The 13210-nt window shown below is 71.0% G+C and carries 11 protein-coding genes; 6 read left to right on the top strand and 5 right to left on the bottom strand.

The window, feature by feature from the left end; translation table 11 throughout:
• Positions 1-75: 75 nt before the first annotated feature.
• The 3 genes from ABZ622_RS16385 to ABZ622_RS16375 form a co-directional block, all read right to left on the bottom strand.
• Positions 76-954: a DUF998 domain-containing protein gene (locus ABZ622_RS16385; protein WP_360543577.1), complete on the bottom strand. Its 879-nt coding sequence runs from the start codon at positions 952-954 to the stop codon at positions 76-78.
• A gap of 146 nt (positions 955-1100) precedes the next feature.
• On the bottom strand, positions 1101-2051 hold the full coding sequence (locus ABZ622_RS16380) for a PaaX family transcriptional regulator C-terminal domain-containing protein (protein ID WP_360543575.1): 951 nt from the start codon (positions 2049-2051) through the stop codon (positions 1101-1103).
• A complete protein-coding gene (locus ABZ622_RS16375; protein WP_360543640.1) occupies positions 2048-2689 on the bottom strand; it encodes a GNAT family N-acetyltransferase in 642 nt (213 codons plus the stop codon). The genes ABZ622_RS16380 and ABZ622_RS16375 overlap by 4 nt, the downstream gene beginning before the upstream one ends.
• Before the next feature lie 160 nt (positions 2690-2849).
• Between ABZ622_RS16375 and ABZ622_RS16370 the strand changes: the two genes are divergently transcribed.
• A complete protein-coding gene (locus ABZ622_RS16370; RefSeq protein WP_360543573.1) occupies positions 2850-3935 on the top strand; it encodes a CocE/NonD family hydrolase in 1086 nt (361 codons plus the stop codon).
• Positions 3936-4013: 78 nt separating this feature from the next.
• Here ABZ622_RS16370 and ABZ622_RS16365 read toward each other — a convergent pair whose 3' ends face one another.
• Positions 4014-4700: a hypothetical protein gene (locus tag ABZ622_RS16365; protein WP_360543571.1), complete on the bottom strand. Its 687-nt coding sequence runs from the start codon at positions 4698-4700 to the stop codon at positions 4014-4016.
• Between the two features lie 117 nt (positions 4701-4817).
• Positions 4818-5678 carry a hypothetical protein gene (locus tag ABZ622_RS16360; protein ID WP_360543569.1) on the bottom strand — a complete coding sequence of 287 codons (861 nt, stop codon included), beginning with the start codon at positions 5676-5678 and terminating at the stop codon, positions 4818-4820.
• 147 nt (positions 5679-5825) lie between these two features.
• On the opposite strand from ABZ622_RS16360, the gene ABZ622_RS16355 reads away from it, so the two are divergent.
• From ABZ622_RS16355 to ABZ622_RS16335, 5 genes are all read left to right on the top strand, one after another.
• Positions 5826-7031: a CapA family protein gene (locus ABZ622_RS16355; RefSeq protein ID WP_360543568.1), complete on the top strand. Its 1206-nt coding sequence runs from the start codon at positions 5826-5828 to the stop codon at positions 7029-7031.
• Between the two features lie 463 nt (positions 7032-7494).
• Positions 7495-9819 (top strand): cache and HAMP domain-containing protein, encoded by a 2325-nt coding sequence (locus ABZ622_RS16350; RefSeq protein WP_360543566.1) that lies wholly within the window; start codon positions 7495-7497, stop codon positions 9817-9819.
• 6 nt (positions 9820-9825) lie between these two features.
• Positions 9826-11613 (top strand): poly-gamma-glutamate synthase PgsB, encoded by a 1788-nt coding sequence (gene pgsB, locus ABZ622_RS16345; protein ID WP_360543564.1) that lies wholly within the window; start codon positions 9826-9828, stop codon positions 11611-11613.
• Positions 11610-12092 carry a poly-gamma-glutamate biosynthesis protein PgsC/CapC gene (locus ABZ622_RS16340; RefSeq protein WP_093540014.1) on the top strand — a complete coding sequence of 161 codons (483 nt, stop codon included), beginning with the start codon at positions 11610-11612 and terminating at the stop codon, positions 12090-12092. The genes pgsB and ABZ622_RS16340 overlap by 4 nt, the downstream gene beginning before the upstream one ends.
• A gap of 27 nt (positions 12093-12119) precedes the next feature.
• Complete coding sequence (locus ABZ622_RS16335; RefSeq protein ID WP_360543562.1) at positions 12120-13196, top strand: NlpC/P60 family protein; 1077 nt, start codon at positions 12120-12122, stop codon at positions 13194-13196.
• Positions 13197-13210: the final 14 nt, after the last annotated feature.

Here is a 13210-nt window from a genome sequence, read left to right as displayed (position 1 = left end):
GCCCGTGTCCATTCCCGTGCCGCTCCCATGGCGCATCGACCGGTCGTCAGCTCCGTGAGTCATGGTCGGTCCCGCCTACCGCCCCGGGCGCTCGTCCGTCACCGTATCGGCGAGCAGCCGGGCCGTCACGGCGGTCAGCCAGCAGAGGCCGAAGCCCGCTCCGGCGGTGAACGCGAGGACGTGGGAGCCGGAGGCCGCGAAGCCCGCGAGGACCAGGGCGGGGGCGAGGCGGGAGGCCAGGGCCCAGCCCTTGTGGCCCCTGGCCGCGAGGGGGCGGGCCAGGACGACGAACGCGGCGCACAGCGCGAGGTAGCCGATCATGCCGCTGAACATGTGGACGGCCCCGTGCCCGCTCAGCGTGCCGGTCTCCGGGGAACCGGCGGGGAATCCGCCTCCGGCGTCGGCGTGGAACGCCGCGGCGGCCAGGAACGAAGCTCCGAACACAGCGATCAGCACCGGCGCCCATCGCTCGCCCGCGCCCCCGCCCAGCAGTCGGCGCAGTCCGGACGCGCCGGCCAGCAACAGTACGGCGGTGAGCACGAAGTTGGCCGTCTGCACCCAGCCGGGGCCGCCGAGCGCCAGCTGGCTGAACGCGTTGCGGGTGAAGTCGAAGCCGTCGCGTACGAGTCCCTGAACAGTGGCCACCCCGAGGAACAGCGGGCCCGCCACCATGCCGCCGATCAGCAGGCCGCGCTTTGCCGTTCGCGGCGGGACTTGCGCGGCCTGAGCGCCCTGCGTGCCCTGCGTGCTCTGGGTGCTCTGCGCGCCCTGCGCGCCCTGGGTGCTCTGCGTGCTCTGCGTGCTCTGCGTGCCCTGCGTGCCCTGCGTGCTCTGCGTGCCCTGCGTGCCCTGCGTGCTCTGCGTGCTCTGCGTGCTCTGGGTCTGTGTGCCCTGGGCCTGCGGGGTGTCTGTGGGGCGGACTGCGTGGGTACGGGCGCCGAGCGTCTGGGTCATGACGAGCCCTCCTCGTTCAGGATGTTGTACCTGTATGACCGGCGGCGGCACGCGAATTCATCGCCCGGGAGGGTGTGCCCCAAGTCACATGTGCATGTGGTCGAGGTGGAACCGAACGGGTTCCGAGGGGCCGGCTTGCGGGTGCTTCAGGTGTCGGTCGGGGGCCGCAGCACATCCCCGTACAGGCTGAACAGACTTGGCAGGGAGCCGGGTTCGGGCTCGGGTGCCGGCTTCTGCGGGTCGGGGGCCGCCAGGCGGGACCAGCAGGTGGCGGCCAGTTCTCTGGCTCGGCTGCCGGGCCAGGGGTGCGGGAGCAGCTCGGGCGGCAGCAGCGGGTCCGGCTCCATGGCGCGGGTGAACTCGGCCGCGAGTTCAACGGCCATGGTCAGCCGCTCGGCTTCCGGCGCGCTCGGGCCGTTCGCCTCTTCTGCCCCCTTTGCGCCTTCCGCTTCTCTCCTGCCTTCCGTTCCGTTCATCTCCTCCAGGCAGGACTCCGCCAAAGTGGAGAGGCGGTCGTACCGGGCCGCGATGTCCTTCAACGGCCACAGCGACGCGGCGAGTTCGCGCGGCTCGCGCAGCGTGCCGATGCGCAGGTCCTCGCTGGTGAGGAAGGTGACGGCGGACAGTACGCCGAGGTGTCGGGCTTCGGCCTCGACGAGGTCCTCGATGAGGTTGGCGCTCACGTACAGGCCGCCCTGGACGGGAGCGGCGCCGAGGCGGAGGAGCTTGTCCCGGAGGGTGTCGCGGGCGGCTCGCCTGGCTTCGGGCACGGCGAAGGCGAACAGGTGCCAGGTGCCGTCCCACGGGGCGAGTCCGTGGTCCTGGCGGTAGGCGTGGCGCACATGGCCGGCGTCCGGGGCGATGGCGCCGGTGGCGTCCGCGACGGCCCGCAGTACGGCCTTGCGTCCGCGCCCCTCGTGGGTGAACCGGCCCTCGCCGACGAGCCGTTTGACGCACAGCCGCACCTGCTGGTCGCTCATGCCGAGGATGCCCGCGACCTCGTAGAGCTCCCCGGCGTCCACGGTGCCGTCCTCGCGCACCAGGGCATGCACCAGCAGGCGGGTCGGGACCTCCGTCCTGACTCTCGTCCCGTTCATCGTTCCTCCCGGCTGTCCGCTGCCGTGACCGGACGGTACATGGTCGTGACCGCCGAGAACCCCATCAGGCCGCGCAGGTACGGCGCGTGCTCGGTGCGTGCGGCGGTGAAGCCGTGCCGTTCGTACAGGGCGCGGGCCCGCGGGTTCACGTCGATGACGTCCAGCCGGATGCGCCGGCAGCCGTGGTCGGCGGCCACCGCCGCGATCTCCGTCAGCAGCAGGCTCCCGATGCCGTGCCCCCGGCACTCCGGGCTCACGGCGATGCCGTCCATCAGCAGCTCGTGTGCCGCCGGGGTCCGCGAGAGCAGGGCCAGGAGCAGCAGCCTCGGCAGCCCGCGGAACGATCCGTAGGTCGCCAGTACGTCGCGTGTGCCGCCTCCGGTCAGCGCGCGCCCGCCGAGCTGGTACCCGGCCACGCCGACCACTTCGCCGTCGACGAGTGCGGCGATGCCCCGGTCGTGGTGGAGATGCGCCGCGATGAACCTCCGCGCGGTCCCGGGCGGATTGAGCGCCGGGCCGAGCTTGCGCCCGAAGGCGTCCCAGTACAGCTCGGCGACGCGCTCCTCGGCGCCTTCGGGGATCCGCCGGCACACCACCGGCCCGCCGTACGCCACGGGGCCGTTCTCGTAGTCCGTCATCGCCCCTCCTTGTCCGGGGTCGTCGACCCACCGTCGGTCCACCGTCAGTCTGCCGTCCGTTTCCGAGGTCATCTGTTCACCTTGCCTGTTCGAGCTTAATGCGTTCATTATGGAAACGAGCGTTTTGAGAATGATAACAATGTGCGACGGAGGGACTGCGATGTTCGGCAAGCGCGTCAGGACGGCGAAGCGGCGAAGGTGGCGGGCGGTGGCGGGAACGCTGATCGCCCTGTCGCTCCTCGCCGTCTCGCTGGGTGGGGTGGTTCTGTGGCAGAACACCTACGACCTGCGGGAGGAGCACGTCACCCTCCGGCACCGGGGTGCCGATCTCGACGGGGTTCTCGCCCTGCCGGAGAAGGGCGACGGGCCGTTCGGGCTCGTCGTCTTCGTGCACGGGGACGGCCCGGTGGACGCGACGCACGAGACGTTCTACCGGCCCATCTGGGAGTCCTTCGCCAAGGCCGGATACGCCTCGCTGTCCTTCAGCAAGCCCGGGATATCGGGCTCCGAGGGCAACTGGCTGGACCAGAGCATGCAGGACCGGGCCGACGAGACCCTGGCCGCGGTGGCGTGGGCCCGCGCACGGCCCGAGATCGACGGCCGGCGCATCGGCCTCTGGGGAGCCAGCCAGGCGGGCTGGGTGCTGCCCAAGGTGGCCGCGCGGGATGCGGGCCTGCGGTTCGTCATCGCGGTCTCCCCCGCCATCGACTGGGGGCGCCAGGGCCGCTTCAACCTCCTCGCGGAGCTCCGCAGGGACGGAGCCTCCGCCGAGGAGAGGGCGGCCGCGCTGCGCCGGCGGGAGACGACGCAGCGTCTGCTGCAGGCCGGGGCGACCGTCGAGGAGTACCGCGACGCGACCGGGGACGACGACATGACGGCTGACCGCTGGCAGTTCATCGCCAAGAACTACACCTCGGACGCCACCGCGGACCTCCGGGCCATGCACGGCACTCCCGTACTGCTGGTCGTCGCCGGTCACGACATCAACGTGGACGCCGCCGAGACGGAGACCGCCTACCGCGAACTGCTCCCGCGCGACTCCCTCGATGTGAGGCGCTACCCGGACGCCACTCACTCACTGGTGAAGCACGACGTCGAACGTTCCGAGGTCGGGCTCACCCTGACCGCGGTGTTCGCGCCCCGGGCCCTGTTCGCCGACGGCTTCCTCGCCGACCAGCGCCGCTTCCTGGAACGACTGCCCGACTCCCGGGCGGCGGCTTCCGCGCCGCGTACGCCGGGCCGCTGAAAGGGCGAGCCGCGGCTGAGGCCCGCTGTCGCGTCGGGCGTCACCGCCTCTGTGGCCCACTGCGTGAGCTCGCAGCCGTCACGGCTTCGCCGGCCGGGCGGGGGTGGACGCGGATGCCCCGCCCGTCGTCAGGTCGCCCACGGCATCCGCGTAGTAGACCGACTCGGCGAGGTGGAAGGCGAGTTGGCGGAAGGTCCAGCCCGTTCCGGCCGAGCGGTCGAGCTCGTCCGGGGTCAGGGCGTCCAGGCGGTTCGCCCAGATCCTGGCCAAGCGGGTGAGCCGGCTGCGCGCCTCGTCGAGGTCGGCGCCGGTGAAGGGGGCGAGGTCGGCCGCTGTGGTGGTCGCCGAGGCGTGCCAGTGGTCGGGCTGCGTCTCCTCGCCGACCAGCCGGGCCTCCATCTCCGCGAGGTGGTCGACCATGTGGTCGGCGACGCGCCGGATCGCCTTGTGCGGGGTGTAGAGCCGGTCACCTGCGGGGACGGGGCGGCCGTCCCAGTCCGGCCAGGTCGCCGCTAGGGCCAGGACGTGGTCGACCATGGCCGTCAGGAGCTGCGCGGGGTCGCGATCGTCGGTCGCCGGGGTCTCGGCGGGGCCACCACCGGAAGCGCGACCGTCCGTCGCCGGAGTCTCGGCGGCGCCACTGCCGGGAGCGCGACCATCCGTCGCCGGGGTCTCGGCGGGGCCGTCGGAAGTACCGAGTACGCCAGAGGAACCGGGGGCATCAGGGGTGCCGGGTGTGTGCTTCGTGTGCTTCGTGTCCGTCATGGCTCGACGCTAGATCGGCAACTCTTCGGCACTCGCCGAACCATTCCCACCCGCCCCGCACCATTCCCACCCGCCCCGGGCCGGACCGGCCCGAACCACCCCGCACCGCACCCCGGTTCAGGAAGGCAGGGCCGCCGCCATCGCCGCCGCCGCCCGGCGCACCCGGGGTGCGTCGTCGCGGACGGTGCGGCTGAACTCCATGTGCAGGAACGGCACGCCCTGGTCCTCCGCCTCCCGGCCCTGCACGTTGCCGCGGCCTTCCAGTGCGCAGCGCCGGGCCCAGGCGCGGCAGACGGCGAAGCCCTCGTGGCGCAGTGCCGTCGCGGCGCGGCGGGCGGTGGGGAGGCCCTTGTCCGCCGAGCCGAGGGAGGCGATCACGTCGTAGTCCGGTTCGGTGCTGTCGGCGAAGCCGTGGACCTGGAGACCGGGGAAGCGGCGTGCGGCCAGTTCGTCGCAGACGGCGTCGAACACGGTGTCCCTGCGGTGGGCCACGTCGGCGCGGCCCTTCTTGTCGGCGTCGCGGTGGGCGCCGGCCATGACCAGTACGCCGCCCCGCCGGGCCCGCAGGACTCCGATGCCGAGCTGTTCGCTGCCCGAATCGGCGACCGGGTGCGGGACCTGGACCGACCAGCGGGACGTGGCGCTCAGGTCGATGTAGACCCGGCCCCAGCCCCGGCGGCCCTCCGCCGCCCGGTCGGAGATCTCCGCGAACCGGCGGCCGGTCGCCGTGTCGGTGTACGTCCTGATGCCGAAGTCGATGTCGTCGAGGCGGCGGCCCGCCTCGGCCCGCCGGCCGTCGAGGAAGAGGCCGACGGCCTCGGCGGCGGTACGGCGCTGGGCACGCAGCGGCGGAAGGTAGTCACTGCGGGCGACCGTGTCCCTGGTGAAGTCCGTGATGCGGCGCGCGAGATCAACCCGGTCGTGGTCACGATCACGGTCGCCGGACGCGGAGCCCCCCTGGCGGCCGTCTCCGTTCACGGCATCCGCCCCCCGGCCGCCGAATGGTACGAAAAGGGCCACAAGGGCCCCCAGAGTGACGACCGTCACGGCAATACCGATCAGTGTTCGCTTGATCGTTACCTTCTTCGTCGGATTCCGCACCATAGACATATAAAAATATTAGGAGTGTCCCGCTACTCGCCTTCCGCCTCCGTCGCTCGCGCCACCGCGCCCGTGCTCCTCCTCGCAGCCCTCGCCGGCTGTTCGGTTCCGGGTGGTGACAGCGACTCCGCGGACGCGAAGGAGGGACCTTCCTTCACCGTCGCCGCAGCCGGCGACGTTCTGATCCACCCCCAGCTGACCGAGCAGGGCCGCAAGGACGCCAAGGGTACTGGGGAGAAGATCGACTTCCGTCCGCTGATGGCCGGGGTCAAACCCGTGATCAGCAAGGCCGACCTGGCGATCTGCCACTTCGAGCCGGTCGCGGGCAAGCCCGACGGCCCGTTCGAGGGCTTCCCCGACTTCACCGTGCCGCCGCAGATCACCACGGCGCTCAAGGATGTCGGCTACGACACCTGCTCGACGGCCTCGAACCACACCCTCGACCACGGCGCCTCCGGCGTACGGCGCACCCTCGACGCGCTCGACGAGGCCGGGCTCAAGCACACCGGGTCGGCACGCGACAGCGCCGAGGCCGCCAAGCCGCTGATCATGGACGTGAAGGGCGTGAAGGTCGCCCAGCTCTCCTATGCCTTCGGCTTCAACGGGCGCGAGGTCCCGGCCGACAAGCCGTGGCTGACCAACCAGACCGACTTCAAGCGGATCGCCGCCGCCGAGAAGGCCGCCCGCAAGGCCGGTGCCGAGGTGGTGATCCTCAGCATCCACTGGGGCCGCGAGCACCATCCGGACCCGAGCAACGGGCAGCTGAAGCTGGCCCGCAGGCTGGCCCGGGAGACCGGGATCAACCTGGTGATCGGCCATCACGCCCATGTGGTGCAGCCGATGGAGAAGATCGGCTCCACGTGGGTCGCGTACGGCCTGGGCAATCAGGTGGCGCGGCACGACGTGCCGTCGGGGCTGACCGAGGAAGGCGTCATCGGCTGGTTCGAGTTCCACAAGCGCGGTGACACCTGGGACGTCGACGCCCGGTACGTACCGACGCTGCTGACGATTCCACCGGACGCCGATGCCGGTGGTGCGCAGGAGGCCGACGCGGCGGTGGTGAAGGACCACCGGCTGGTGGATCTGGCCGGTGCGCTGCAGAACGGCAAGGACCTGCCGGACGCGGAACGGGCCAGATACCGGATGGCCTTCCAGCGGACCCAGGGCACGATGCTCAACCGGGGCGCCGTCGAGGACGGACTGAGACCCCTGAAGGACCTGCCGGAGTGAGCCCGGAACGAACCCCGAGTGAGTTCGGAGCGGGCCCGGAACGAACCCCGAGTGAGTTCGGAGCAAGTCCGGAGTGAGTCCTGAGCGAATCCGGGACGAGCCCGGAGCGGGTCCGGGACGAGCCCGGATTGAGCCCCGGATGAGCCTGGATCAGGTCCCGTAGACCGGCCCGGTCCCGATCCGGTCCAATCCGGTCCGATCCGGTCTGGTCCCGCCCGGTCCGATCCGCGCTGCCGGCTCACCGGCCCACCCGGCCCACCGGCCCACCCCGCCCGCCCACCCGGCACACTCGCCGACCTGCGAAGCGCTGCCAGGAACGGCCGCGGTTCCATCCCGGCCACGATCGTCGTAAATCTCACACTCGCTACTCTCCGCACAACCTTCCGCAAAGCATTTATGTCCAGCAAACGGCTGTGCCTCGTTCAGCACGCCGGAACCGAGCAGACAGTCAAAGGGGAACACGATGGCCGCTTCGTCCTCGAAGCGGCGGCACAAGGTCCGCCGACGGGCCGATATGTCGCTGCTGGGTGGCATCCGGCCCCCCATCGCGGTGCTCTCCGCGCTGCTGCTCTCCCTCGCCGGCATCACCGCCCTCGGGCTGGGACGGGCAAGCCAGGACTCCGTACCGGAGGCGGTGCTGACCTCGCAGCAGCACTTCGCCGAGGACGGCGCCATCACGATGCGTGCCTCGATCGACGAGAGCGTCACCGACCTGACCCGCACCGCCGGGCTCTTCAGTGCGGGTGATCCGGTCTCTCCCGACGCCGTCCTCGACAAGATCGGCAGCGTCTACCAGAAGTGGACCGGCACCGCCGTCGTCGAGATCGAGTCCGGCCGGATGCTCGCCGCACGTGGCGAGAACGTCCCCGTCACCGCCATCGACACCGGCAAGCTCGCCGAGAAGGACGGGCTCAGCCCGCGCATCGTGCGGCTGCAGAACGGCGAGAGCAGGCTGCTCGCCTTCGCCCTGCTGTCCTGGCCGGACCGGCCGCAGCAGTTGCTGATCGCCTCCAACAGCCTCCGCTTCCCCGGTGTCAGCAAGGGCCAGTTCCGCTCGATCGCCGTTGTCGACACCACGGGCCACATCCTCAGCCGGGACGGTGTCGCGGAGCCGGAGCAGGTCAAGACCGCGAAGCAGCGCGCGGACGCGAAACGTTCCGCCAAGCAGCTGACGTCCTTCGCCGAGACGGCCGCCACCAAGACCGAGCAGCACCCGCTGAAGGCCAAGGAGCCCGGCTCCGGCGGCTTCCCCGGTGTCAGCGGCAGCCTGCGCGGCAACTCCGTCCGCGGTGACCGCGCCGTCGCCGGTTACGCCGCGCTCGCCGGCCCGCAGCCCGGCGAGGGCACCCTCGCCACCTCGCTCGGGCTCACCGTCGTCGCCATGGTCGACGTCGCCGAGGACCCGACCCGCGTCGCCGGCCCCTTCTTCGGCCTGGTCTCCGCCGCCGCCCTGCTGCTCATCGGCGCACTCGCGGTGGCACTGCTGCTCGGCACCGTGCAACGGCCGCTGCTGAAGCTGTTCCTGGAGAGCCGCCGGCTGACCCGGGGCGATCTGACCCGGCCGGTCTCCGTTCCCCGGTTCGGCGAGACGGCGCGCATCGGACGCGCCCTGGAACGCCTGCGCCGCCAGCTCCTCGGCGAACCGGCGGACGGGGCCGCCGGGGACGCGGGGGCCGCCGGGCGCACCGGCTCCGGCCCGAACCGCCCCGGCCGCCGGAGCCGGCTCGGCAGCCGCGCGCTCATCATCATCTCCGGCGTCCTGCTGCTGGCCTGGTCCGCACCGATGCTGCTGCTCTTCAACCGCGCCGACTCCACCGTCGCCGTACCGGAGCAGATCGTCAGCGACCAGCGCGAGCGCACCCACACCATCTCCGACCGGGTCCGGCGCGCACTCAACGAGGGCCACGCCGACCTGGTCTCCGTCGCCTCGCTGATCGGCAACCGCACCTCGCCCGACGACATGGAGAAGGTCCTGGAGCGCACCCGTACCGAGCACCAGCGCTACCGCTCGATCTACGTACGCTCCGCAGACGGCACCATCCAGGCCCGCGCCGGCGAGAAGCCGCACGCGCTGCCCGCCGGTTCCAAGGGCAAACCGCTCTCCCAGCCCATCAGCGTCCTCAACGAGTCCGGCAAGGAGCCCTCCGTCGCCGGGTACGCGGAGATCCCCGGCCGCAACGGCGCCATGGTGATCGGCGAGTTCAAGATCGACTTCATCAACGCGCTGCTCAAGCGCCCCGGGCTCGGCCAGGTCCGGGTGGTCGACAGCGAGCACCGGGTCATCGGCGGCAACTCCGGCTACCTCGCCTTCGATTCCCTGCCCGAGCGGCTGGACGAACTGGTCTCCGGCACCAACCAGCGGGTCGGCATGAACGCCCCCGCGGGAGCCGTCGCCTACCGCGACGGCGGCGGCGTCCAGGTCGCCGCCGCCTCGCCGTTCGCCGGTGGCGGCGCCGCGAAGCAGCTCCGCTGGACGGTGGTCAGCTGGCAGCCCGCGTCCGGCCTCGCCATCCCCGAGTACAACCTGCAGAACCGCACCGTTCTCGCCGGCCTGCTCGGCGTCACCGCTGCCGTGGCCTGCCTCGGCTGGCTGTACATCGTGGTCGTACGGCCGCTGCGCGAACTGGCCGGACAGGCCGAGTCGCTGGCCGACGGCGACCGCCGCACCGTGCTCTTCCCGCACCACCACGACGAGGTCGGCGCGGTCACCCGCAGTCTGGAAATTGTCCGGCAGCAGCTCCAGGAGCAGCGCAAACGAGACAGCGCTCCCCTGGTCGGAAGGAACTGAACGGCCGTGCTCTTCCTCTACGGCGTGCTCGTCGTGTGCTGTGCGATCCTCCTGATCTCCGGCATCGTCGAACAGCGGCGCCACTTCACCAATCTGGAGCGGATACCCACCCGGGTGCTGATCAACGGCATCCGCGGCAAGAGCTCCATCACCCGCCTGTGCGCGGGCGCCCTGCGCGGCGGCGACCTGGTCACCGTCGCCAAGACGACCGGCACCGCGGCCCGCTTCATCCACCCGGACGCCACCGAGGAGCCGGTCTACCGCAAGTTCGGCATCGCCAACGTCGTGGAGCAGATCGGCATCGTGCGGCGCGCGGCCTCCTACAGCCCGGACGCGCTGGTCATCGAGTGCATGGCGGTCATGCCGGCGCTCCAGGAGATCAACCAGTCCAAGCTGATCCGGTCGACGATCGGCGTGCTGTGCAACGTACGTGAGGACCACCTGGCCGAGATGGGCCCCACGCTCGATGACGTGGCCCGCTCGCTGTGCCGCTCCATGCCGGAGGGCGGCATCTGTGTCACCGCCGAGCAGGACCGCTTCCACATCCTTCAGGAGGAGGCGGACGCCCGGGACTGCAAGCTGATCTACGCGGATCCGGAGACGGTGAGCGACGAGGAGCTGCGCGGCTTCAGCTGGTTCACGTTCAAGGAGAACGTGGCGATCGCGCTGACCGTCGCCGAACTCCTCGGCGTGGACCGGCAGACGGCGCTCCAGGGCATGTACGACGCCCCGCCGGACCCGGGTGTCCTCTCGGTCGAGCGGTACCGCACCCACGAGGACAAGCGGCTGCGCTTCGCCAACGTCTTCGCGGCCAACGACCCCGAGTCGACGCTGATGAACATCAACCAGCTGCTCGACCTGGGCGCGATCGACCGGCCGCTGAACGTCGTGATCAACTGCCGCCCCGACCGGGTCGAGCGCAACGGCCAGATGGGGCAGATCATCCCCGATCTCCAGCCGGAGAAGGTGTTCGTGATCGGTCACCCGGCGAAGAGCGCCATCGACGCGATCCCCTCCGAGTGGCGCCACACCGCGGTCGACCTCGGCGGCGACAAGCGCGACCCCGAAGAGTTCATGAACGAGCTGCTCGGGCACCTCGGGCCGGAGTCCTCGCTGGTCGCGATCGGCAACATCCACGGCCAGGGCGAGCTGCTGCTCGAACACCTCGCCGAGCTGCCGGCCGACGAGACCCCGGACGAGGTCCTGGACGAGGCCCCGGGCCGGCAGTCCGCCCCCGGGCCCGCCGGTACCGCACCCGTCGGCACCGCGCCGGTCCCGGAAGCAGCCGACGCCGCCGACCCGGCCGAGGCCCCTGCCGGGAACCCGGCCGGCACCCCGTCCGTCGCCCTCTTCCCGCCGGTCCCGTCCCAGCGGCAGCAGTCACCTCAGCCCCAGCCCCAGCCCCACTCCCAGTCCCAGCAGCCGCCCCACCCGCAGCAGCCGCGGCACGACGAGACCCTGGCGCTCCCCCGCTACACCCCGCACATCGACCCGTACCAGCCGTACCCCGAGGCGTACGAGGCCCGCTACCAGCAGTCCCCGCAGCCGTACCACCAGCCACAGAGCCACGCGCAGGGCCACGCGCAGAGTCACCCGCAGAACCACCCGCTGAACCACCCGCAGAACCAGCACGAGCCACCGCACCGGAGTCCGGAGACCCCGGCCGAGCAGCCGCCCGCCGCGCCTCGCGTACGCGGTCTGTTCGAGCCCGTTCTGCCGCCCGCCCCTGCTGAGGAAGACCCGGCCCGACAGGAACACCCGGCCCAGCAGGAATACCCAGGAGAGCCCCGTTGATCCCCTCCGTCCTCACCCCCGAGATTGCCGCCATAGGCATCGCCCTGGGGCTGATGTTCTCGCTGGTCTGCTACCTGACGACCAACCTCTCCCCCGGCGGGATGATCACCCCGGGCTGGCTGGCGCTCACCCTCGTCGAGGACCTCCAGCGCGCGGCCATGGTGGTCGGCGTGACCGTGCTGACGTACGTCGCGGTGCTCGGTCTCCAGAAGGTCGTGATCCTCTACGGCAAGCGGCTGTTCTCCACCGTCGTCCTCACCGGTGTCATCTTCCAGGCGACGCTGATGATCGTGCTGTCGATCGAGTTCCCGCTGATGTACACCAACCAGACCCTGGGCTTCATCGTCCCCGGCCTGATCGCGTACCAGCTCGTCCGCCAGCCCAAGGGCGCGACCCTGCTGGCGACCGGCTCGGTGACGCTCATGGCCTATGTCGTTCTCACCGCAGGAATCCTGCTCGGCGCGCTGCCGACCGTCTGACCCGAACCTTCCGGAGCTGACTGACTCATGAGTGCCAAGACCAAGCGCCGCCCCCGCCAGGTGCTGCACGCCGTCACGGTGACCGCTCTGCTCGCGGGCAGTGCCTACCTCACCGTGGAACTGCGCAAGGACGAACAGGCCAAGGCCCCGGCCGTGCAGGCCGTCACCGACAATCCGGCGCTGCGGTCGTCGAACCTGAAGTCCGGTGAGCAGCGCTGGGAACGGCTGCGCAACCCCGACCGCACCCTGCTGCGCGGCACCGATGGCGAGGTCCTCGCCACCTTCACGGACGGCGCCCGCACCGCCACCCTCACCGGTCCCAGCCGTACCTTCACCGAGCCCACCACGACCACGACCAAGGTCGTCACCGAGGACTGGGTGCGGCTGATGCCGTACCAGTGGAAGAAGGGCGCCGAGAACGAGAAGTGGTTCAAGGACTGGTTCAAGGAGTTCTTCGGCAGCGAGGAGGACGACCTCTTCGCCACCGCCTTCCAGTACATCGCCGAGGCCCCGGTCAAGAAGGACGACGAGGGGGTCCCGTACGCCGGTGACGCCAACTTCGGTCCGCTGAACCCCAACGGCAGCGAGGGCAACGACCTGCGGCTGGAGGAGTCCGACTTCTACGACTACCTCGGCATCCCGTACACCTTCCGCAACGGCATGACGATGCAGCCCCGCACCGAGCGCGCCCGCTCCATGGACTGCTCGGGCTTCATCCGTACGGTGTTCGGCTACCGGGCCCGTTACCCGCTCATGGCCACCGACAAGTCCGGCGACGGCCTGCCGCGTACCGCCAACGGCATGGCCCGTTCCAACCGCGGCACCGACGTGATCGACCTGAAGGGCATCACTTCTGCCGACCGCCCGAAGAACATCGATGTCCTGCAACCCGGTGACCTGGTCTTCTTCAAGCTCGACCAGCGCACCAAGGAGCGCCTGGACCACGTCGGCATGTACGTCGGGCACGACTCCGAGGGCCACAAGATCTTCATATCCAGCCGCGAGGAGGCCAACGGCCCGACCATCGGCGACAAGGGCGGCACGTCCCGCCTCGACGGGAACGGCTACTACGCGGCGACGCTGCGCAGCGCGAAGCGCCTGTAGCGGGACCCGTCGGT

This window comes from Streptomyces sp. NPDC007164, from assembly GCF_040634135.1.
In the GTDB taxonomy this organism is placed as follows: Bacteria; Actinomycetota; Actinomycetes; order Streptomycetales; family Streptomycetaceae; genus Streptomyces; species Streptomyces sanglieri.
The sequence above is the reverse complement of the archived record's forward strand: the minus strand, read 5'-3'. Positions and strand labels throughout refer to the sequence as shown.

Coding starts and splice junctions, on each gene's coding strand:
- ABZ622_RS16385 (WP_360543577.1), bottom strand. CDS start 954: ATGACCCAGACGCTCGGCGCCCGTACCCACGCAGTCCGCCCCACAGAC.
- ABZ622_RS16380 (WP_360543575.1), bottom strand. CDS start 2,051: ATGAACGGGACGAGAGTCAGGACGGAGGTCCCGACCCGCCTGCTGGTG.
- ABZ622_RS16375 (WP_360543640.1), bottom strand. CDS start 2,689: ATGACGGACTACGAGAACGGCCCCGTGGCGTACGGCGGGCCGGTGGTG.
- ABZ622_RS16370 (WP_360543573.1), top strand. CDS start 2,850: ATGTTCGGCAAGCGCGTCAGGACGGCGAAGCGGCGAAGGTGGCGGGCG.
- ABZ622_RS16365 (WP_360543571.1), bottom strand. CDS start 4,700: ATGACGGACACGAAGCACACGAAGCACACACCCGGCACCCCTGATGCC.
- ABZ622_RS16350 (WP_360543566.1), top strand. CDS start 7,495: ATGGCCGCTTCGTCCTCGAAGCGGCGGCACAAGGTCCGCCGACGGGCC.
- ABZ622_RS16335 (WP_360543562.1), top strand. CDS start 12,120: ATGAGTGCCAAGACCAAGCGCCGCCCCCGCCAGGTGCTGCACGCCGTC.